The 19,416-nt window shown below is 65.9% G+C and carries 18 protein-coding genes; 16 read left to right on the top strand and 2 right to left on the bottom strand.

The genetic code is table 11. The features are described from left to right. Positions 1-54: 54 nt before the first annotated feature. Together ACNKW1_RS08715 and tilS are read left to right on the top strand one after the other, a co-directional pair. Positions 55-1,020: an acetyl-CoA carboxylase carboxyltransferase subunit alpha gene (locus tag ACNKW1_RS08715; RefSeq protein ID WP_418364190.1), complete on the top strand. Its 966-nt coding sequence runs from the start codon at positions 55-57 to the stop codon at positions 1,018-1,020. An 82-nt stretch (positions 1,021-1,102) separates the two neighbouring features. Continuing rightward, positions 1,103-2,425: a tRNA lysidine(34) synthetase TilS gene (tilS, locus tag ACNKW1_RS08710; protein WP_418364189.1), complete on the top strand. Its 1,323-nt coding sequence runs from the start codon at positions 1,103-1,105 to the stop codon at positions 2,423-2,425. Positions 2,426-2,428: 3 nt separating this feature from the next. Here the strand turns inward: tilS and ACNKW1_RS08705 are convergent, their stop codons facing one another. Both ACNKW1_RS08705 and ACNKW1_RS08700 read right to left on the bottom strand, forming a co-directional pair. Next, positions 2,429-3,034, bottom strand: a complete 606-nt coding sequence (locus ACNKW1_RS08705; protein ID WP_418364188.1) for a response regulator transcription factor — start codon at positions 3,032-3,034, stop codon at positions 2,429-2,431. Beyond that, entirely contained in the window at positions 3,027-5,039 is a 2,013-nt protein-coding gene (locus ACNKW1_RS08700) for a sensor histidine kinase (protein WP_418364187.1), read from the bottom strand. Before ACNKW1_RS08700 ends, ACNKW1_RS08705 begins: the two co-directional genes overlap by 8 nt. Positions 5,040-5,279: 240 nt before the next feature. On the opposite strand from ACNKW1_RS08700, the gene ACNKW1_RS08695 reads away from it, so the two are divergent. The 14 genes from ACNKW1_RS08695 (at position 5,280) to hflX (ending at position 19,414) form a co-directional block, all read left to right on the top strand. Beyond that, entirely contained in the window at positions 5,280-6,284 is a 1,005-nt protein-coding gene (locus ACNKW1_RS08695; protein ID WP_418364186.1) for a TRAP transporter substrate-binding protein, read from the top strand. A 76-nt stretch (positions 6,285-6,360) separates the two neighbouring features. Beyond that, positions 6,361-7,056: a TRAP transporter small permease gene (locus ACNKW1_RS08690; protein WP_418364185.1), complete on the top strand. Its 696-nt coding sequence runs from the start codon at positions 6,361-6,363 to the stop codon at positions 7,054-7,056. Between the two features lie 13 nt (positions 7,057-7,069). Beyond that, on the top strand, positions 7,070-8,356 hold the full coding sequence (locus ACNKW1_RS08685) for a TRAP transporter large permease (protein WP_418364184.1): 1,287 nt from the start codon (positions 7,070-7,072) through the stop codon (positions 8,354-8,356). 221 nt (positions 8,357-8,577) lie between these two features. Then, positions 8,578-9,003 carry a nucleoside-diphosphate kinase gene (ndk, locus tag ACNKW1_RS08680; RefSeq protein WP_153160961.1) on the top strand — a complete coding sequence of 142 codons (426 nt, stop codon included), beginning with the start codon at positions 8,578-8,580 and terminating at the stop codon, positions 9,001-9,003. A gap of 132 nt (positions 9,004-9,135) precedes the next feature. Then, positions 9,136-10,272 carry a 23S rRNA (adenine(2503)-C(2))-methyltransferase RlmN gene (gene rlmN / locus ACNKW1_RS08675; RefSeq protein ID WP_418364183.1) on the top strand — a complete coding sequence of 379 codons (1,137 nt, stop codon included), beginning with the start codon at positions 9,136-9,138 and terminating at the stop codon, positions 10,270-10,272. Beyond that, positions 10,269-11,078 (top strand): type IV pilus biogenesis/stability protein PilW, encoded by an 810-nt coding sequence (gene pilW / locus ACNKW1_RS08670; protein ID WP_418364182.1) that lies wholly within the window; start codon positions 10,269-10,271, stop codon positions 11,076-11,078. Before rlmN ends, pilW begins: the two co-directional genes overlap by 4 nt. Before the next feature lie 5 nt (positions 11,079-11,083). Next, positions 11,084-12,076: a helix-turn-helix domain-containing protein gene (locus tag ACNKW1_RS08665; protein WP_418364181.1), complete on the top strand. Its 993-nt coding sequence runs from the start codon at positions 11,084-11,086 to the stop codon at positions 12,074-12,076. A gap of 10 nt (positions 12,077-12,086) precedes the next feature. Then, entirely contained in the window at positions 12,087-13,346 is a 1,260-nt protein-coding gene (ispG, locus tag ACNKW1_RS08660) for a flavodoxin-dependent (E)-4-hydroxy-3-methylbut-2-enyl-diphosphate synthase (RefSeq protein WP_418364180.1), read from the top strand. A gap of 56 nt (positions 13,347-13,402) precedes the next feature. Continuing rightward, positions 13,403-14,707, top strand: coding sequence for a histidine--tRNA ligase (hisS, locus tag ACNKW1_RS08655; protein ID WP_418364179.1), 1,305 nt, complete (start codon positions 13,403-13,405; stop codon positions 14,705-14,707). Between the two features lie 2 nt (positions 14,708-14,709). Next, complete coding sequence (locus ACNKW1_RS08650) at positions 14,710-15,354, top strand: tetratricopeptide repeat protein (protein ID WP_418364369.1); 645 nt, start codon at positions 14,710-14,712, stop codon at positions 15,352-15,354. A 3-nt stretch (positions 15,355-15,357) separates the two neighbouring features. Then, positions 15,358-16,500 carry an outer membrane protein assembly factor BamB gene (gene bamB / locus ACNKW1_RS08645; protein WP_418364178.1) on the top strand — a complete coding sequence of 381 codons (1,143 nt, stop codon included), beginning with the start codon at positions 15,358-15,360 and terminating at the stop codon, positions 16,498-16,500. Between the two features lie 13 nt (positions 16,501-16,513). Continuing rightward, positions 16,514-17,842 carry a ribosome biogenesis GTPase Der gene (der, locus tag ACNKW1_RS08640; protein WP_418364177.1) on the top strand — a complete coding sequence of 443 codons (1,329 nt, stop codon included), beginning with the start codon at positions 16,514-16,516 and terminating at the stop codon, positions 17,840-17,842. A gap of 114 nt (positions 17,843-17,956) precedes the next feature. Next, a complete protein-coding gene (gene hfq / locus ACNKW1_RS08635) occupies positions 17,957-18,193 on the top strand; it encodes an RNA chaperone Hfq (protein ID WP_418364176.1) in 237 nt (78 codons plus the stop codon). Between the two features lie 51 nt (positions 18,194-18,244). Then, positions 18,245-19,414, top strand: coding sequence for a ribosome rescue GTPase HflX (gene hflX, locus ACNKW1_RS08630; protein ID WP_418364175.1), 1,170 nt, complete (start codon positions 18,245-18,247; stop codon positions 19,412-19,414). The last annotated feature ends 2 nt before the right edge of the window (positions 19,415-19,416 follow it).

Genomic DNA, 19,416 nt, shown 5'->3' with positions numbered 1-19,416 from the left:
GTGGCACAACGCAGGCGTTACAATGGCGGACATTTTTGACTTGGACAGGCCGGGATGAAGACCACCTTTCTCGATTTCGAAACGGCGATCTCCGAACTTGAGGAAAAGATCGACCAGCTGCGTTTCGTGCAGGACGATCCGGCGGTCGACATCTCCGACGAGATCAAGCGGCTCGAGACCAAGAGCCAGTCGCTGACCAAGGATCTTTACGCCAAACTGACGCCCTGGCAGGTCGCCCAAGTGGCGCGTCACCCGCAGCGTCCCTACACGCTCGATTACGCGAGCCTGATCTTTACCGACTTCCAGGAACTGCACGGCGACCGCAGCTACGCCGACGACAAGGCCATCGTCGGCGGCCTGGCGCGCTTCAATGGCCAGGCCTGCGTGGTGATCGGCCATCAGAAGGGGCGCGATACCAAGGAAAAGATCGCGCGCAACTTCGGCATGCCGCGGCCCGAGGGCTACCGGAAGGCCATGCGCCTGATGAAGATGGCCGAGAAGTTCGCGCTGCCGGTGTTCACCTTCGTCGATACGCCGGGTGCCTATCCCGGCATCGGCGCCGAGGAACGCGGCCAGTCAGAGGCGATCGGCCACAGCATCTACCTGATGGCCGAGCTCAAGACGCCGATCATCAGCACCATCATCGGCGAAGGCGGTTCGGGTGGCGCGCTCGCGATCGCGGTGGCCGATCAGGTGCTGATGCTGCAGTACTCGGTCTACTCGGTGATCTCGCCCGAGGGCTGCGCCTCCATCCTTTGGAAGAGCGCAGAAAAGGCCGCTGATGCTGCCGAGACCATGGGCATCACCGCACAGCGCCTGAAGTCGCTCGATCTGGTCGACAAGGTCGTGGACGAGCCGGTGGGCGGCGCGCACCGTGATCCGCGCGTGATGGCGGCGACCCTGAAACGCGCACTGACCGATGCCTTACGCGAGCTCGAGGTGCTGACGCCGTCCGAGCTGGTTGCTCAGCGCTACGAGAAGCTGATGCGCTACGGTCGCTTCAAGGACAAGGCGGCCTGAGGCCCTATCGCGCCTGGGGCCGGCGGCATTGCGCTTGCGCCTCGGGTGGCGCGTGTCCTGGAGCCGGCGCTGGCAGCGCACCGTGACCGTCACCGACGTACCCGCCGCAGTTTCGGCTGCGCTGCGCCTTGCAGGCGTGGGGCAGGGGAGCCGGCTGTGCTGTGCGCTCTCCGGGGGGGTTGATTCCGTCGTCCTGTTCGAGGCCTTGCGCGTAGTGCAGGGAGCGCTCGGGTTTTCGCTCAGCGCCGCCCACGTTCACCACGGCCTGAGCGGGAACGCACCGGCCTGGGCCGAGGCTTGTCGGGTGCGCTGCGCGCAGGCTGGCGTTCCGTTTCAGATCCTTGCGGTGGAGGTTGTACGCGATGGGGGGCAGGGGCTCGAGGCCGCCGCCCGCAGCGTGCGCCTGGCGGCACTGCGGGCGTTGCCCTGTGACTGGCTGGTGTTCGGCCATCACCAGGATGATCAGGCTGAAACCCTGCTGTTCCGCCTGTTCCGTGGTGCAGGCGTGCGGGGCTCCTCGGCCATGCAGGCGCTGCAGCCTGCCGCAGGCGGAGTCCCCGGCAGCCTGCGCCCCCTCCTGGGGCTGCGTCGGGCGCAGATCGTCGGCTGGGCGCGCGCTTGCGGCCTCGACTGGGTGGAGGACGAAAGCAACGCTGACCTGCACTTCACCCGCAATGCGATCCGCCATCGCCTGCTGCCGGTGGCGGGCGAGATCTTTCCCGCCGCGGTGCCTGCGCTGGCACGCGCAGCCGCGAATTTCGCAGAGGCCGATACGCTGCTTGGGGCGCTGGCGGAAATCGATCTGCAGGCCTGCGGAGGGGAGGCGCTCTCGCGTACCGCGCTGCGCGGGCTGAGTGCCGCGCGTCAGGCCAACCTCGTGCGCTGGCGGATGCAGGCGGCGGGCGTGCAGGCGCCCCCGGCGCGCAGACTGGCTGAAGCGCTACGCCAACTGGACGCGCTACCCGCCGAACGCGCGCTCGACATCGGGCTCGGTGCGTGGGCCTTGCGCGCTTACCGCGACCGTGTGTGGCTGGAGCCGGCGCAAGGACCGCTGCCCGCGCCCCGCGCGTGGGTGGGCGAGGCGGTGCTGCCCTGGGCCGGAGATTCGGTGCGTTTCGAATCCGTGGTGGGTGAAGGGCTGAGCCTCGCGCGCCTGGAGGGTGCAGCGCAGCGTGTGCTGGCGCCGCGGCAGGTCGGCATGCGGCTGCGCTTGTCCGCACAGCGTCCGCGGCGAGAGCTGCGCAAGCTGTGCCAGGAGGCCGGCATCCCGGTCTGGCTGCGTGAGCGCCTGCCGGTGCTCTGGGTGGACGGGGTGCCGGCCTGGGTCGGCGGCCTGGGGGGGGCGGTGGAGTTCTCCGCCGCTGAGGACGAGCCTGGAGTGGTGTTGCGCTGGCCGGCGGGCTGAGTATCAGCCGCGCAGCGTGGTCAGCAACTGCGCCAGCTCGACCGCCGAGCGCACCGCCATCTTGTCGAAGATGCGCGAGCGATGCGCCTCCACCGTACGCATCGAGATCGCCAGTTCGTCGGCGATGACCTTGTTGTACTTGCCCTCGAGGATCAGGTTCATCACCTCTCGTTCGCGCTGTGTCAGCGTCGACAGCCGCGCTTCCACCGTTTCCCGACTTGCGGCTGCGCGCAGGCGCTCGTTGTCGGCGGCGAGGGCTTTCTCGACCAGATCGACGAGGTCATGATCGTTGAATGGCTTCTCGATGAAGTGGAACGCCCCTTTCTTCAGCGCCGAAACGGCCATCGGTACGTCGCCGTGACCGGTGATGAAGATAACCGGCAGCTCGCAGCCGCGCGCGAGCAGGGTGTCGAAGCACTCCAGGCCGGTCATGCCCTGCATGCGGATGTCGAGCACGATGCAGCCGCGCCACTCCGGCTGCCAGGCCTGCAGGAATTCCTCGCCGCCCGGCCAGGTCCGGCACGCGACGCCGCGCGTCTTGAACAGCCATTGCAGGGCATCGCGAATGGCTTCGTCGTCGTCGATGATGTGGGTGCAGGCATCAGTCATGCGCGTCGTTCTCAACGGGGAGCGATAGGGTGAAGATGGTACCGCCCCCGGGGCGGGCACCGAAAGCCAGGCGGCCGTGGTGGAGCTCCGCGATCGAGCGGCAGATGTTCAGCCCCATGCCCATGCCCTCCTGCTTGGTGCTGAAGAAAGGCTCGAAGAGCCGCGCTGCGGCCTCCTCGCTGATGCCCGTGCCGCGGTCGCCGACGGCCACGTTGACGAAGCGGCCTTCCTGGCCCGTGCAGATGTCGACGCTGCGCGCGGCGAGCGGGGTGTCATGCATCGCATCCATCGCGTTGCGCACCAGGTTGACCACGATCTGCTCGATCATCACCGCGTCCGCAGGCACGCTTGGCAGTGCGGGGGCCAGCTGAACGCGCAGCTGAACATGGCGCTTGCGCGCGTCCGCCTCGATCAGGCCGACTGCGTCGCGCACCACGCCGTTCAGGTCGAGCGGCACCCGCTTGGGCTCCGAGCGGCGCACAAAGTCATGCACCCTGCGGATGATCTCACCCGCACGTCGTGCCTGCCGGCCGATGCGCTCCTGAATGTCGAGCAGTTCTCCACGGTCGATGGGCTGCGCGCTCTCGAGGCGATTGACGCAGCCGCTGCTGTAGCTCGCGATCGCTGCCAGCGGCTGGTTGAGTTCGTGCGCGAGCGTGGAGGCCATCTCGCCCATGGTGATCAGGCGCGAACTCTGCTGCAGGCGCTCCTCCTGCTGCCGTGCCTGCTCGCGTGCACGCTTCTGCTCGGTAATGTCGAGCACTGAACCCATCCATCCCGAATGCCGGCCAGCGGCGTCGATGAGCGGCGCTTCGAAGACGAGCGCGTCGAGCGCCTCACCGTTCTTGCGCCGCAGCCGGACCTCGGTGCCCTCGGGGTCGCTGCCCGCAGCCATGATCTGGCGATGCAACTCGAGGGTCTGCTCCAGGTTCTCCGGGTCCCAGTACGGCATGGGTGGCCGGAGCCCGATCAGCTCCTCGCGCTCGAAGCCTGTCATCCGGCAGAAGGCGGAGTTGACGTAGGTGAGCCGCCCGTCCAGGTCGCGGGCGCGCATGCCGGTGAGCATCGAATCCTCCATTGCCTTGCGGAAGGCTGATTCGGAGCGCAGTGCAAGCTCGGCCTCCTGACGTCGGGCGAGCTGGCGGCGCAACTGGGTCACGCTCCAGACGATGATGATCGCGAGCAGGACGATCGATGCCCCCAGCAACATCGGTATCCAGCGCGTGTCGGATCGGTACGCGGTGATCTGCAGCATCAACCCATGACCTGGGGGGTCGAAGGGCATGGTGTAGGCGAGGCTGGAGGAGACCGGTGCAACCTTGGATTTGGAGGCGATCTCCCTTTCGTCGGCATCGAGCACGGCCACCCGGTAGCGCTCGGAAAACCACCACGGCAGTTCGCGCATGACCAGGTCGGGCAGCGAATAGACGCCTACCACGACGCCGAGCGGTTCGTCATCAGACCAAACCGGCACATATACGTCGAACAGCGGCAGGCCGCCGGGGCCGATGTAGTGCGCCCCATACACTGCGCGCCCGATGCTGCTCGCGAGGCGGAAACCCGTTTCGCGCGCGTCGGTCTGGTTTTCGCCGTTGCCGCTGCGGGCTGGAGGGGGGCGGTCGCCCGTCAGCGGTGGGATGGCGCCAGCCAGCGTGCCTTCGGGGGATAGCCACAGGATGCGGATCAAGCCACGCTCCTGGCCGAGAAGGGCTGCGACGCGGGCCTCGGTCTGGGGCTCGAGTGCTTGCGGGCCGAACAGTTCGGGGCCGATTTCCTGCAGATGGATCTCGTTGCGGTCGAGATGGAAGCGCAGGTTCTGCTCCATCCACAGCACGTCGTTGATCAGGGTCGTGCGCTGCTCGTCGGCGTCGTAGGCGCGGGTCAGCCAGACCAGGGCGGCAATGGCAGCGAGGAACAGCGCGAGGCTCAGGTACGGCAGGTACTGCAGCCACTGGCGGCGCGGGAGGTGCGGGAGGGGCGAAAGATGGGAGACTGGGGCGTTCATGTGCCGGGTGGAGAGGCGCCGGGTAAAGAAGAGGTGTCGGGGCGAGGGTGGCTGAGGAGGGCGGGTCGTGGCAGGCGGCCTGCGGTTTTCACGGTTGCGGACATCCACAATAGCAGTCCGCCGGACCCGAAAGGATACTGATTCAGGGCACAGCAAAACTTATCGCCGTGTCCCTCACGCGCCCGGCAGCCGCCGGAACGCTCAAGGAATTCAAGCCGTTCTCTCGGAGGAGATGTGTTCATGAAGATTCGTGCGCTTCTGGTTGGCCTGGCGGCCGTGGGACTATCGGCAACTGCGGTTGCAGCAGACCCGATCGTGATCAAGTTCAGCCACGTCGTGGCCCAGGACACGCCCAAGGGCAAGGCCGCGGAAAAATTCAAGGAGTTGGCCGAGCAGTACACCAACGGCGCGGTCAAGGTCGAGGTCTACGCCAACAGCACGCTGTACAAGGACAAGGAAGAGATGGAAGCACTGCAACTCGGCGCCGTCCAGTTGCTCGCACCGTCGCTCGCCAAGTTCGGCCCTCTGGGTGTGCGTGAGTTCGAGGTTTTCGACCTGCCCTACATCTTCGACGGCTACGCCACGCTGCACAAGATCACCAAGGGGGCGGCCGGCCAGCAACTGCTCGCCAAGCTCGAGCCCAAGGGCATCAAGGGGCTGGCGTTCTGGGACAACGGCTTCAAGTCCCTCTCGGCCAACTCGCCGATCCGCACGCCCGACGACCTGAAGGGCAAGAAGATGCGCATCCAGTCGTCCAAGGTGCTCGAGGAGCAGATGCGCACCGTCAAGGCGCTGCCGCAGGTGATGGCATTCTCCGAGGTGTACCAGGCGCTGCAGACCGGCGTGGTCGATGGCACCGAGAACCCGCATTCCAACCTGTTCACCCAGAAGATGCATGAAGTGCAGAAGCACATGACGCTGACGGACCATGGCTATCTGGGCTATGCCGTCATCACCAACAAGAAGTTCTGGGACGGCCTGCCCGCAGAAGTTCGCACCCAGCTCGACAAGGCGATGGCCGAGTCGACCGACTATGCGAACCAGATCGCGAAGGAAGAGAATGACAAGGCTCTCGAGGGCGTGCGTGCTTCCGGCAAGACCGAGATCTACACGCCGACCGCAGAAGAGAAGGCTGCCTTCATGAAGGCACTTGCCCCGGTGCACAAGAAGATGGAGTCGCGCATCGGCGCCGACCTGATTCAGTCGATCTACAAGGAAACCGGCTTCGATCCCTCCAAGCTGTAATCGAGTCTTCTAGACGCCCAGTAGCGCCCGTCAGGCCACGCAGACCAGACGGGCGTTTTTTCGGGGGAAAACAATCATGAACAAGCTTCTCGACCGCCTCGAGGAGTTCATCATCGGCGCCCTGATGGCAGTGGCGACGATCGTGATCTTCATCTCGGTGGTGCACCGCTATATGTCCGGGTACGAAATCCCGGGGCTGCAGGACTGGCTGCTCGAGCTGAACGTCGGCTGGGCGCAGGAGTTCTGCATCATCCTTTTCGTGTGGATGGCGAAGTTCGGCGCCGCCTATGGCGTGCGCACCGGCATCCACGTCGGCGTCGACATCCTGGTGAACAAGCTCACTGGTGCTTCGCGAGCCGCCCTCATCCAGACCGGTCTGGTGTGCGGGGTGGTCTTCACCGGTCTCATCGGCCTCTTCGGCGCGCTCTTCGTGTGGGAGAACGGCCTGGCCTACGAGACCCTGACCCTGCTCGGTCGTGACGCCGGAGATTTCTTCGAAGGTCCGACGACGCCCGACCTCGAGTGGCCGACCTGGATCGTGTACTCCGCAGTGCCGCTGGGTTCCTTTCTGATGTGCTACCGCTTCGTGCAGGTGATGGTGAGCTTCGCCCGTACCGGCGAATTGCCCACGCACGATCACGGTCATGTCGAAGGTCTGGACGAAGACGACGACGAAAGCGTGCTGCTCGGCGGAGAGGCGATCTCCATCGCCGAGGACATCGAGCACGCTCGCCATGACGGGGACGTGAAGCGTCCGGGTCAGGGCAAGTGAGGAGGACGAAGAAATGACCAATACGATTGCAATCTTCGGCCTGCTCGTCGTCCTCATGGCGATCGGCATGCCGGTGGGTGTGGCGCTCGGCCTCACCGTGCTGAGTTTCATGTTCATCTTCACCGACGTGCCGCTGGAGTCCGTGGCGCTCAAGATGTTCACCGGCATCGAGAAGTTCGAGATCATGGCGATCCCGTTCTTCATCCTCGCGGGCAACTTCCTCACCCACGGCGGGGTGGCGCGGCGCATGATCAACTTCGCCACCGCCATGGTCGGCCACCTGCGTGGCGGCCTGGGCATGTCGGCGGTGCTGGCCTGCGCGCTGTTTGCCGCGGTGTCGGGTTCGAGCCCGGCCACCGTGGTGGCGATCGGCTCGATCCTCATTCCGGCCATGATCAAGCAGGGCTACCCGGTGCGCTTCGGTGCCGGCGTGGTGGCTTCGGCCGGCGGTCTGGGCATCCTGATTCCGCCGTCCATCGTCATGGTGATGTATTCGGTGACGACCAACTCCTCGGTCGGTGCGCTGTTCATGGCGGGCGTGATTCCGGGCCTGCTGCTGGCCTTCATGCTCGGGCTGACTACCTGGTACGTGGCGCGCAAAAACAACTACCCGGTGATGCCGTCGGCAACTTGGGGCGAGCGCATCAAGCACTTCCGCAAGGCCTTCTGGGGCCTGATGCTGATCGTCGTGGTGATGGGCGGTATCTACTCGGGCATGTTCACCCCGACCGAGGCTGCGGCGATGAGCGCGGTGTATGCCTTTTTCATTGCGGTGTTCGTGTATAAGGATCTGACCTTCAAGCAGATCCCGCGGGTGCTGCTGGATTCGGCGAACATGAGCGCGATGCTGCTGTTCATCATCGCCAGCGCGGTGCTGTTCTCCTTCATCCTGACCAGCGAGCAGATCCCGCAGCGCATGGCCGACGCCATCGTCGCCAGCGGCATGGGGCCGATCGGCTTCCTGATCGTGGTGAACATCCTGCTGCTGGTGGCTGGCGCGCTGATGGAGCCGTCATCGATCATCCTGATCCTGGCGCCGATTCTTTTCCCGGTTGCGGTGGCGCTGGGGATCGATCCGATCCACTTCGGCGTCATGATCGTGGTGAACATGGAAATCGGCATGATCACGCCGCCGGTAGGGCTGAACCTGTTCGTCGCCAGCGGCGTGACCAAGGCCGGCCTGACCGAGATGAGCAAGGCAGTCATGCCGTGGCTGTACACGATGCTGGTGTTCCTGATGCTGATCACTTACATCCCGAGCATTTCCACCTTCCTGCCAAAGGCGCTCGGCATGATGTAAGCGTCCTGGCCCGGTCGCGTCAGGCGATTCGGGGGGCTGGTCGCTGCAATCCCCGCGGGGCGGTCAAGCCCGGCGGGGATTTGCGCTTTTGACGGCCGCGCATTTGCGCCGGCTTACATTCGCACGCACCGCGTGCGCATCGGTGTCACGCGAAACCTGTTAAAATTTCGCGCTTTTTTCTTAACCTCGCGCTTCGTACAAGCGCAGTCCCGGAGTTTTCCATGGCAATCGAACGCACCCTGTCCATCATCAAGCCTGACGCCGTCGCCAAGAACGTGATCGGCCAGATCTACGCCCGCTTCGAAGGCGCTGGCCTCAAGGTCATCGCCGCCAAGATGGCTCACCTGTCCGAGCGTGAGGCCGGCGAGTTCTACGCCGTGCACAAGGAGCGTCCCTTCTTCAAGGATCTGGTGTCCTTCATGACCTCCGGCCCGGTGATGATCCAGTGCCTGGAAGGCGAGAATGCCATCGCCAAGAACCGTGAACTGATGGGCGCCACCGACCCGAAGAAGGCCGACAAGGGCACCATCCGCGCCGATTTCGCCGAGTCGATCGACGCCAACGCCGTGCACGGCTCCGATGCGCCCGAGACGGCTGCCGTGGAAGTGGCGTTCTTCTTCCCGGGCATGAACGTTTACTCGCGCTGAGCGGTCCGTACCAACGGCCCGTCGCGCACGCTTCGCGGTGCCTTCCGCACCGCGTGCGGCGTGTTCGGGCCGTTTGCATTACGGTCGGTCCGTCATTGCGGGCCTCCGCTACCGACAAGTGAAGTTTCAGGCATGAGCACTCCCAATCCGGTCAATCTGCTCGATTTCGACGTCGACGGCCTCGTCGCCTGGTTTGCCGGGCTGGGCGAGAAGCCGTTCCGTGCCCGCCAGGTGATGCGCTGGATGCATCACGAGGGTTGCGACGATTTCGATGCGATGACCGACGTCGCCAAATCCCTGCGCGCCAAGCTCAAGGACATCGCCGTGATCCGCCCGCCGGTGCCGGTGCGCGACTCGATCTCGGCCGACGGCACGCGCAAGTGGCTGCTCGACGTGGGTAACGCCAACGCGGTCGAGACCGTGTTCATCCCTGAAACCAGCCGCGGCACGCTGTGTGTGTCGTCGCAGGCCGGCTGTGCGCTCGACTGCGCTTTCTGCTCGACCGGCAAGCAGGGCTTCAACCGCAACCTCAGCGCGGCGGAGATCATTGGCCAGCTCTGGCTGGCCAACAAGCTGCTCGGTGCCGCCCGCGATGAAGCGCAGGATCTCGAAACCGGCGAGAAGGACAACGGGCGCATCATCAGCAACGTCGTGATGATGGGCATGGGCGAGCCGCTCGCCAACTTCGACAATGTCGTCACTGCGTTGCGCCTGATGCTCGACGACCACGCCTACGGCTTGTCGCGCCGCCGCGTCACGGTGTCGACCTCTGGCATCGTGCCGGCGATGGATCGCCTGCGCGAGGAATGTCCGGTGGCGCTTGCGGTCTCGCTGCACGCCTCCAACGACACGCTGCGCGACCGTCTCGTGCCGATCAACCAGAAATATCCCTTGCGCGAACTGATGGCCGCCTGCCAACGTTACCTCGAGCGCGCGCCGCGCGATTTCGTCACCTTCGAGTACGTGATGCTCGACGGCGTCAACGATAGCGATGCGCACGCGCGAGAACTGGTGGCGCTGGTGCGCGACACGCCGTGCAAGTTCAACCTGATACCGTTCAATCCTTTCCCGAACTCGGGTTTCCAGCGTTCATCCGCGGAGCGTATCCGCCGCTTTGCCGGTATCCTGATCGACGCCGGAATCGTGACCACGACGCGCAAGACCCGCGGAGACGATGTCGACGCGGCTTGCGGTCAGCTCGCCGGACAGGTTCAGGACAAGACCCGGCGCACGGTTCGGCTGCAGCCGGTCATGGAGGAACGCAAATGAAATCCAGATGGATGCTCGCCGCACTCGCGGCCGCCACGCTCACGGTGGGGGGGTGCGCCACGCAGCAGGGGGGCGGGGTAGCCGAGCCGTCTTCCACAGGGAGTCGGCCGATGTCGGACCTCACGCCGACCACCCCGCTCGAGCGCAGTGCGCGCGTACATGTGGACCTGGGCATGGCCTACTTCGAGATCGGTCGCTACGACGTGGCGATCGACGAAGCGCGTGTCGCCCTCGCCAGCAGCCCTTCGTATGCGCCGGCCTTCCACCTGCTCGGCTTGGCCTACATGCTCATCGAGGAGAACACCGGCGCGCGCGAGAACTTCGAGCGTGCGCTGCGTGAAGCACCGGGCGATCCCGATTTCAACAACAGCTATGGCTGGTTCCTGTGCTCCCAGGGGCAGATCCCGCAGGGGCTGGAGCGGCTCGCGATCGCTGCGCGCAACCCTTATTACCGCTATCCCACCCGCCCGCTCACCAACGCTGGTCTGTGTCATTTGCGTGCGAACGAGGATGCCGCGGCGGAGGTGCAGTTCGTGCGTGCGGTCCAGGCGGACCCGGCCAACGGTGACGCGATCTACCAGCTCGCTGACATCGCTTACCGGGGCGGTCGTTACGAAGAGGCGCGCAGCCATCTCATTCGTCTCCACCAGCAGCAGGGGCCGAGTCCCGCGTCTGCCTGGCTGGGCTTGCGTACCGAGCGCCGCCTGGGCAACGGAGATGCCGAACAGAGCTACGCCGCGCAGTTGCGCAGCCGCTTCGGCGAATCGCCTGAAACCAAACTGCTGGAGCGGGGGGCGTACGAGTGAGCGACATGCAAGATCAGAGCCTGCACAAGCCTGCGACCATGGTGTCCTCGCCCGGGACAGTGTTGCGCGGCGCGCGTGAAGCGCGCGGGGAGAGCGTGGGCGAGGTGGCCTTTGCGCTCAAACTCAGCCCGCGCCAGATCGACGCGATGGAGAACGACGATTTCGCTGCCCTCCCGGGCATGGCCTTCGTGCGCGGCTTCATGCGCAACTATGCGCGCTACCTCGGTATCGACGCAGCGCCCCTGCTGGAGGCGGTGCAGCGCCTGGTCGATGTCGATACCCCGGACCTGTCGCCGATCCGTAATGCCGAAGGGCAGATCCCCATGGGGGATGCGCGTCGTAGCGGAGGCTTTCCGTTTGGCGTGGTGGTCGTGCTTCTGGCGGTGGCCCTTGCCGTCGGCTGGTATTTCGATTGGTTCCGTACCGAGCCGGTGACCGCGGTTCTGGAGCCCACGCCCGACTTCGTGCCGGCTCCGGTGCAGCCGCTCGACATGCCGCCTGCGGAGCCGGTGCTGCCGCCCGCAGCGGCGGAGGACGATTCGGCTGCACAGCAGGCGGCTGCCGTGACGCCGGATGCCGGCGGTGCAGTGGACCAGGTCGACGGAAAGGACTCGGCGGCCGAAGCGTCGGCTCCGGCTGTGGCGCCGGCAGCCGAAGCGACCGCCCCCGCAGGCGTTGAGAACGAAACGAACGCAGCGGATGCGGCGGGTACCGAAGCGCCGGAGCCCGCCGCCGCGCTGGTGGATGGGGCCGAAGCGACTGCCGGAACGCTTGGCTTCCGGTTTGCGGCCGACTCGTGGATCGAGGTGCGTGACGGCAAGGGCACGATCCTGCATTCCGGCGTCAACCGGGCGGGGAGCGCGCGCACGGTGCAAGGCACGCCCCCGTTCGCGCTGGTGGTGGGCAACTCCGCCAGTGTGACCCTCGAACACGACGGCAAGCCGGTCGATCTCGCGGCACATACGCGCGGCTCGGTTGCACGTCTGACCCTTCCCTGAAGAACGACCCATGAATCCGCAACAGGACCTCGAACCGATCGAAACCGGCGCACTTGGTCGCCACCGCACCCGCGCGGTGCGGGTGGGGCAGGTGCTCATCGGCGGTGATGCGCCGGTGGTGGTGCAGTCGATGACCAACACGGACACCGCCGACGTGCTCGCCACCGCGATGCAGGTTGCCGAACTGGCGCGAGCGGGTTCCGAGATCGTTCGCATCACGGTCAACAACGAGGCCGCAGCGGCGGCGGTGCCGAAGATCCGCGATCGTTTGCTCGCGCTCAACATGGACGTGCCGCTGGTCGGCGATTTTCACTACAACGGTCACAAGCTGCTCACGGATTTCCCGGCCTGTGCCGAGGCGCTCGCCAAGCTGCGCATCAACCCGGGCAACGTGGGTGCGGGTGCCAAGCGCGACCCGCAGTTCGCCGCCATCGTCGAACTCGCCTGCCGCTACGACAAGCCGGTGCGCATTGGCGTCAACTGGGGCAGCCTCGACCAGTCGGTGCTCGCGCGCATCATGGACGAGAATGCCAAGCGTGCGGAGCCGCGCGACGCCGGCGCGGTGATGCGCGAGGCGCTCGTCGTTTCCGCGCTCGAATCCGCCGCCAAAGCCGAGGAATACGGCCTCGGCCGCGACCGCATCATCCTCTCCGCCAAGGTCTCCAGCGTGCAGGATCTGATCGCGGTGTACCGCGACCTCGCGCGCCGCAGCGACTACGCGCTGCACCTCGGGCTCACCGAGGCCGGCATGGGCAGCAAGGGCATCGTCGGCTCCACCGCCGCGCTTGCGGTGTTGCTGCAGGAGGGCATCGGCGACACCATCCGCATTTCGCTCACCCCTGAGCCGGGCGGCAGCCGGACGCAGGAGGTTGTGGTCGCGCAGGAGATCCTGCAGACCATGGGCCTGCGCGCCTTCACGCCCATGGTTACCGCCTGCCCGGGCTGCGGGCGGACCACCAGCACCTTCTTCCAGGAGCTTGCCTCGGGCATCCAGGCGTATGTGCGTGCGCAGATGCCGGTTTGGCGCGACCAGTACGATGGCGTGGAGAACATGACGCTCGCCGTGATGGGCTGTGTGGTCAATGGCCCGGGCGAGTCCAAGCATGCGAACATCGGCATCTCGCTGCCCGGTACCGGCGAGTCACCGGCGGCGCCGGTGTATGTGGACGGCGAAAAGGTGGTGACCTTGCGCGGCGACAACATCGCAGCCGAGTTCAAGGCCATCGTGGACAACTACGTGGCCACCCGATACGTCAAGAAGGGCACCTGAGCGCCCCGATCGAGAACGACAACCGCGTTTCAGCGCGAAACAGAAGAACAGAACAGATGAGCCAGACCTTGCAGGCCGTGCGCGGGATGAACGACATCCTCCCCGCCGACGCCGAAACCTGGGAATACTTCGAAGACATCGTCCGCGACTGGCTGCAGAGCTACGGCTACCGCCCCATCCGCATGCCGCTGGTCGAGCCCACCCCCTTGTTCAAGCGCGCGATCGGTGAAGTCACCGACATCGTCGAGAAGGAGATGTACTCCTTCGAGGATGCGCTCAACGGTGAACAGTTGACCTTGCGCCCGGAAGGCACTGCCTCCTGCGTGCGCGCCGCGATCCAGCACAGCCTGATCCCCTCGGCCGGGCCGCAGCGGCTGTACTACTACGGCCCGATGTTCCGTCATGAGCGCCCGCAGAAGGGTCGTTACCGACAGTTCCATCAGATCGGCGTGGAGGCGCTCGGCTTCGCCGGCGCGGATACCGACGCCGAGCTGATCCTGATGTGCGCGCGCTTGTGGGAGGACCTTGGCCTGGAGGACGTTTCGCTCGAGATCAACTCTCTCGGCGCGCCTGAGGAGCGGGCGTTGCATCGCGCCGCGCTGATTGCCTATCTCGAACAGCACCAGGACCGACTCGACGAGGACGGCAAGCGTCGCCTGCACACCAATCCGCTGCGCATCCTGGATACCAAGAATCCCGAGCTGCAGGCGATTGTCGAGGCGGCCCCCAAGCTCGCCGATTACCTTGGCGGAGAATCGAAGGCGCATTTCGATGCGGTGCAGGTCTTCCTCAAGGATGCCGGCATCCCCTACCGCATCAATCACCGCCTGGTACGCGGTCTGGACTATTACAACCGCACCGTGTTCGAGTGGGTCACCACCCGCCTCGGCGCGCAGGGAACGATCTGTGCCGGTGGGCGCTACGACGGCCTGTTCGAGCAACTGGGCGGCAAGCCCCAGCCGGCCGCAGGTTTCGCGATTGGCATCGAACGCCTGCTGCTGCTGTGGCAGGCTTGCGGTGGTGAGGCCGAGCGGCCGCTTCCCGACGCCTATGTGGTCAGCGTGGGCGAGCAGGCGCAGCGCGTGGCGATGCGCGCCGCGGAATCGCTGCGCGAGCATGGCTTCGCGGTGCTGATGCACTGTGGGGGCGGCAGCTTCAAGTCGCAGATGAAGAAGGCCGACGCAAGCGAGGCGCCGGTGGCGATCGTGATCGGCGAGGACGAGGCTGCGGCGGGCGAGGTCGGCCTCAAGCCCTTGCGCGGTGCGGGCGCCCAGCAGAGGGTTGCGCTCGACGGGCTGCCCGAAGCGATGGCGGCATTGCTGTATTCCGAAGAACCCGAACAGGATGAACAAGGGGCTTGATGATGGCGGTCTACGATCTCGAAGAACAGGAACAGATATCCGAGCTCAAGGCGTGGTGGGCCCAGTACGGCAACTTCGTCGTCACCCTCGCGGTGCTTGCCGCGCTGGCCTCGGTGGGGTGGCAGGCCTGGCAGTGGTATCAGAACCGCAACGCGGCCGAAGCAGGCACGCTGTATTACGCGGTCCAGCAGGCGGCCGAGAAGCAGGATGCGCAGAAGGCGCGGGAAGCCGCAGGCCGGCTGATCGGAGAGCATGGCGGCAGCGTCAGTGCGCAACTGGGCGCGCTGCTCTCGGCGGCGATGCAGTTCGAGGCGGGCGATCTGGACAACGCGCGCGCCCAGCTCGAATGGGCGGCCGAGAAAGGGTCGGATCCGGCCCTGCGGGATCTCGCCAGGCTGCGCCTGGCAGCCGTCCTGTTGCAGGCCGGTGAGCCCGAGGCCGCACTTGCGCGCTTGCAGGCTGCGCCGACCGTGGCTTTCATGGCACGCTTCGACGATCTGCGTGGCGACATCCTCGCGGCGCAGGGAAAGGCGGCCGAGGCGCGCGCAGCGTGGCAGGCTGCGATCGATGCGCTCGCCGCACAAGGGGATGATGCCGCCAGCCTGCGTGAGGTGGTGCGCGTGAAACTCGAATCGCTTGGAGCCTGATCGATGAAAGCAATGAACGCTCGGCTCCTGCCCCTGCTCGCGGCTGCGCTGCTCGCGGGCGGCTGCTCATCCCTGAACCCCTTCTCCAGTTCGGCGCCCAAGCCGGCGGCGCTGCAGGATTTCACCCCGAGCGCCGAGCTTGCGGTGAGCTGGCGGGCCAGCGTCGGCAGTGCGGGTGAGTACCGCTTCCAGCCCGCAGTCTGGGGGGATAGCGTCTATGCCGCAGGGCATCGGGGCACGGTCGCCCGCTTCGAGGGCGGTCGCCAGGTCTGGGGCGCCGATACCGATATGCGTCTGTCCGCTGGCGTAGGTACGGACGGACGCCTGGCTGCGGTCGTGACCACCGACGGCACCGTGATCGCGCTCGACGCCCAGACTGGCGCGGAACGCTGGCGCGCACCGGTAGGGGCGGAAGTGCTCGCGCCCCCCGCGGTCAGCCTCGAGTTCGTGATCGTGCGTGCTTCGGACAATCGCCTCATCGCCCTCGACGCGCGCGACGGGAGCCAGCGCTGGACCTATCAGCGCAACAACCCGCCGCTTGCGCTGCGCAGTTTCGCGAGCGTGGTCATTGAAGGCCCAGTGGTGCTCGCCGGCTTTCCGGGGGGCAAGCTCGGCGTGATCAACCTTGCCAATGGCGGCGCGATCACTGAACTCAACGTGGCGTTGCCGCGCGGCGCGACTGAACTGGAGCGTGTGGCCGACATCGTCGGCACGCCGGTGGTCGGACGGCGGGAAGTGTGCGCCGTTGCCTACCAGGGGCGTGCCGCCTGCTTCGATACGTCGAGCGGAAATCCCCTGTGGGCGCGTGACTTCTCGAGCAGCGTGGGGATGGACCGCGACGCCCGCTTCGCGATGATCACCGACGACCGGGATGCGGTACATGCGCTCGACGCGTCCAGCGGCGCCAGTGTATGGAAGCAGGATGCGCTCGCGCGCCGTGCAGTTTCGCGCCCGCTGATTGTCGGCGATCACGTGATCGTGGGCGATGTCCAGGGTTATGTCCATGCACTCACGCGCGATACCGGCAGCTTCGCCGCGCGCGACCGTGCGGGCAACGATGCGATTTCCGCCGATCCGGTAGCGTATGGTCGCGGATTCGTCGTGCAGGGCGCGGGTGGTGACATCACCGCCTACGAAGTCCGTTGAGGCAATCGAACCCGTGAAACCCACCATTGTTTTGGTCGGCCGTCCCAACGTCGGCAAGTCGACCCTGTTCAACCGCCTCACGCGTACCCGCGACGCGCTGGTCGCCGACCAGCCTGGCCTGACCCGTGACCGCCACTATGGGGTGGGACGCGTCGGTGAGCGCGACTACCTCGTGGTTGATACCGCAGGCTTCGATCCTGTGGCCAAGGACGGCATCATGCACGAGATGGCGCGCCAGGCCGAACAGGCGATCGCCGAGGCGGACGTGCTGCTGTTCCTGGTCGATGGTCGTGCCGGACGAACTCCGCACGACGAGAACATCGCCGCGCGCCTGCGCCGCGCGGGACGCCCGGTGCATTTGGTCGTGAACAAGGCTGAGGGGATCGACCGCGCGATGGTTGCCGCTGACTTCCATGCGCTCGGGCTGGGCGACCCGCTGCCGGTATCGGCCGCGCATGGCGATGGCGTCAAGCAACTTGTCGAGCTTGTGCTCGCGCCCTTCCCGGTAGACGACGAAAAGGCGTCCTCCGAGGATGAAGGGCCGCGTGTGGCGATCGTCGGGCGTCCCAACGTCGGCAAGTCCACGCTGGTCAATACCTTGCTCGGCGAGGAGCGAGTGATTGCCTTCGACCTCCCGGGTACCACCCGCGACGCGATTTCCATTCCCTTCGAGCGCGGTGGCAAGCGCTACACTCTGATCGACACCGCCGGGCTGCGCCGTCGCGGCAAGGTGTTCGAGGCGGTTGAGAAGTTCTCCGTGATCAAGACCCTGCAGGCCGTGCAGGAGTCCAATGTGGTGGTGCTGGTGCTCGATGCCGCGCAGGACATCTCGGATCAGGATGCACACATCGCCGGCTTCGCGCTCGAGGCCGGGCGCGCCCTGGTGGTGGCGATCAACAAGTGGGATGCGGTGGATGACTACCGGCGCGAGCGCCTCAAGGCCGACATCGCGCGCAAGCTATCCTTCCTGTCTTTCGCGCGCTTCCACCAGATTTCCGCGCTCAAGTCGCAGGGCATCGGGGGCCTGCTCGCATCGGTGGATGCCGCCTATGCCGCCGCCACGGCCAATCTGTCCACGCCGCGCCTGACGCGCGCGCTGCAGCAGGCCGTCGCGCGCCAGGCGCCGCCGCGGCATGGCATGGCCCGCCCAAAGATGCGCTATGCGCACCAGGGGGGCATGAACCCGCCCGTGATCGTCATCCACGGCAACGCGCTGGACGATATCCCGCAGTCCTACGAGCGCTATCTGGAGCGCTGCTTCATGGAGGCCTTCAAGCTCCAGGGCACGCCCTTGCGCGTTCAGTTCCGCACCACGCACAATCCTTACGCAAGCCGGAGTTGACGAAATTCCGGCGAGAGCCTTTTTCCACACCCGGATTTCGTAGCATACTGCCATGTCGCAGCGCAGCAACAAATCCACAACATTCTTATAAACACAATATAAAGAGGTTCAATAATGAGCAACAAAGGGCAACTCCTGCAGGACCCCTTCCTGAACACCCTGCGTCGCGAACACATCCCCGTGTCGATCTATCTGGTCAATGGCATCAAGCTCCAGGGCCAGATCGAGTCCTTCGACCAGTATGTCGTGCTGCTCAAGAACACCGTCACCCAGATGGTCTACAAGCACGCCATCTCCACCGTGGTGCCCGCGCGCCCGGTCGTCATCCAGCAGGAAGAGGGCGGCAACTGAGCCCCGTGACGAAGCTGCGAGCCGGTCGCGCGCCGGCCGCAGGAGGCGCGCATGTTTGAGCGCCCCGCGTCCGGCGAACGCGCGGTCCTGGTTCAGCTCGATCTTGGCCAGGGTGCGATCGAGGAGCGGCTCTCCGAACTGAAGCTGCTCGTCGGCAGCGCCGGCGCGAGCGTCGAGGCGGTCGTCCAGGGGCGACGTGCGGCGCCCGACTCCAAGCTCTTCGCCGGCAGCGGCAAGGTGCAGGAGGTCGGCGAGGCGTTGCGCGCCCACGGTGCGGACATCGTGATCTTCAATCACGCGCTGTCGCCGGCGCAGCAACGCAACCTCGAGCGCGAGCTGCAGTGCATGGTGATCGACCGTACCGCGCTCATCCTCGACATCTTCGCCCAGCGCGCGCGCAGCCACGAAGGCAAGCTACAGGTGGAACTCGCCCAGCTCGAGCATCTGGCTACCCGCCTGGTGCGCGGCTGGACGCACCTCGAGCGGCAGAAGGGCGGTATCGGCCTGCGCGGCCCGGGCGAGAAGCAGCTCGAAACCGACCGCCGCCTGCTGGGTACGCGGGTCAAGATGCTCAAGTCCCGGCTCGCGCAGATCGAGAAGCAGCGCAAGGTTCGTCGACGTGCCCGGGAACGCCGTGACGTTCTCTCTGTCTCTCTCGTCGGGTACACCAATGCGGGCAAGTCCACCCTGTTCAATGCGCTGACCAAGGCCGGCGCCTATGCAGCCGATCAGCTCTTCGCCACCCTCGACACCACCTCCCGCCGGCTTTACGTCGGCGGCGACCGGAGTGAGGAGGGGGCAGGCGTGAATGTGGTGCTGTCGGACACGGTGGGTTTCATCCGCGATCTTCCGCATGCGCTGGTTGCGGCCTTTCAGGCCACGCTCGAGGAAACGGCGCAGGCAGACCTCCTGCTGCATGTCGTCGATTCTGCGAGTGAGGATCGCGACGCGCAGATCGAGGCGGTGAACCTGGTTCTCGCCGAGATCGGTGCGGCCGACGTGCCGCAGATCCTGGTGTGGAACAAGGTCGACCTCACGCGGGCGGCTCCAGCGGTCGAGCGTGGGGACTGTGATAAGATCAGGCGCATTTTTTTGAGCGCCCGAACGGGGGAAGGTCTCGACCTGCTTCGCGACGCGCTCGCCGAAGTGGCGCGCCAGACCTTTGGTGACAAGGCCGGCCGGAATGACGGCACGGCGGAAGGACGACCACAACAACCGTGATA

It is taken from the genome of Thauera sp. WH-2, from assembly GCF_048321015.1.
Taxonomy (GTDB): Bacteria; Pseudomonadota; Gammaproteobacteria; order Burkholderiales; family Rhodocyclaceae; genus Thauera.
The sequence above is the reverse complement of the archived record's forward strand: the minus strand, read 5'-3'. Positions and strand labels throughout refer to the sequence as shown.

What these genes read in the sequence shown, in the direction of transcription:
- ACNKW1_RS08715 (WP_418364190.1), top strand. Translation starts at nt 55, where the DNA reads ATGAAGACCACCTTTCTCGATTTCGAAACGGCGATCTCCGAACTTGAG.
- ACNKW1_RS08705 (WP_418364188.1), bottom strand. Translation starts at nt 3,034, where the DNA reads ATGACTGATGCCTGCACCCACATCATCGACGACGACGAAGCCATTCGC.
- ACNKW1_RS08700 (WP_418364187.1), bottom strand. Translation starts at nt 5,039, where the DNA reads ATGAACGCCCCAGTCTCCCATCTTTCGCCCCTCCCGCACCTCCCGCGC.
- ACNKW1_RS08695 (WP_418364186.1), top strand. Translation starts at nt 5,280, where the DNA reads ATGAAGATTCGTGCGCTTCTGGTTGGCCTGGCGGCCGTGGGACTATCG.
- ACNKW1_RS08690 (WP_418364185.1), top strand. Translation starts at nt 6,361, where the DNA reads ATGAACAAGCTTCTCGACCGCCTCGAGGAGTTCATCATCGGCGCCCTG.
- ACNKW1_RS08685 (WP_418364184.1), top strand. Translation starts at nt 7,070, where the DNA reads ATGACCAATACGATTGCAATCTTCGGCCTGCTCGTCGTCCTCATGGCG.
- ndk (WP_153160961.1), top strand. Translation starts at nt 8,578, where the DNA reads ATGGCAATCGAACGCACCCTGTCCATCATCAAGCCTGACGCCGTCGCC.
- rlmN (WP_418364183.1), top strand. Translation starts at nt 9,136, where the DNA reads ATGAGCACTCCCAATCCGGTCAATCTGCTCGATTTCGACGTCGACGGC.
- pilW (WP_418364182.1), top strand. Translation starts at nt 10,269, where the DNA reads ATGAAATCCAGATGGATGCTCGCCGCACTCGCGGCCGCCACGCTCACG.
- ACNKW1_RS08665 (WP_418364181.1), top strand. Translation starts at nt 11,084, where the DNA reads ATGCAAGATCAGAGCCTGCACAAGCCTGCGACCATGGTGTCCTCGCCC.
- ispG (WP_418364180.1), top strand. Translation starts at nt 12,087, where the DNA reads ATGAATCCGCAACAGGACCTCGAACCGATCGAAACCGGCGCACTTGGT.
- hisS (WP_418364179.1), top strand. Translation starts at nt 13,403, where the DNA reads ATGAGCCAGACCTTGCAGGCCGTGCGCGGGATGAACGACATCCTCCCC.
- ACNKW1_RS08650 (WP_418364369.1), top strand. Translation starts at nt 14,710, where the DNA reads ATGGCGGTCTACGATCTCGAAGAACAGGAACAGATATCCGAGCTCAAG.
- bamB (WP_418364178.1), top strand. Translation starts at nt 15,358, where the DNA reads ATGAAAGCAATGAACGCTCGGCTCCTGCCCCTGCTCGCGGCTGCGCTG.
- hfq (WP_418364176.1), top strand. Translation starts at nt 17,957, where the DNA reads ATGAGCAACAAAGGGCAACTCCTGCAGGACCCCTTCCTGAACACCCTG.
- hflX (WP_418364175.1), top strand. Translation starts at nt 18,245, where the DNA reads ATGTTTGAGCGCCCCGCGTCCGGCGAACGCGCGGTCCTGGTTCAGCTC.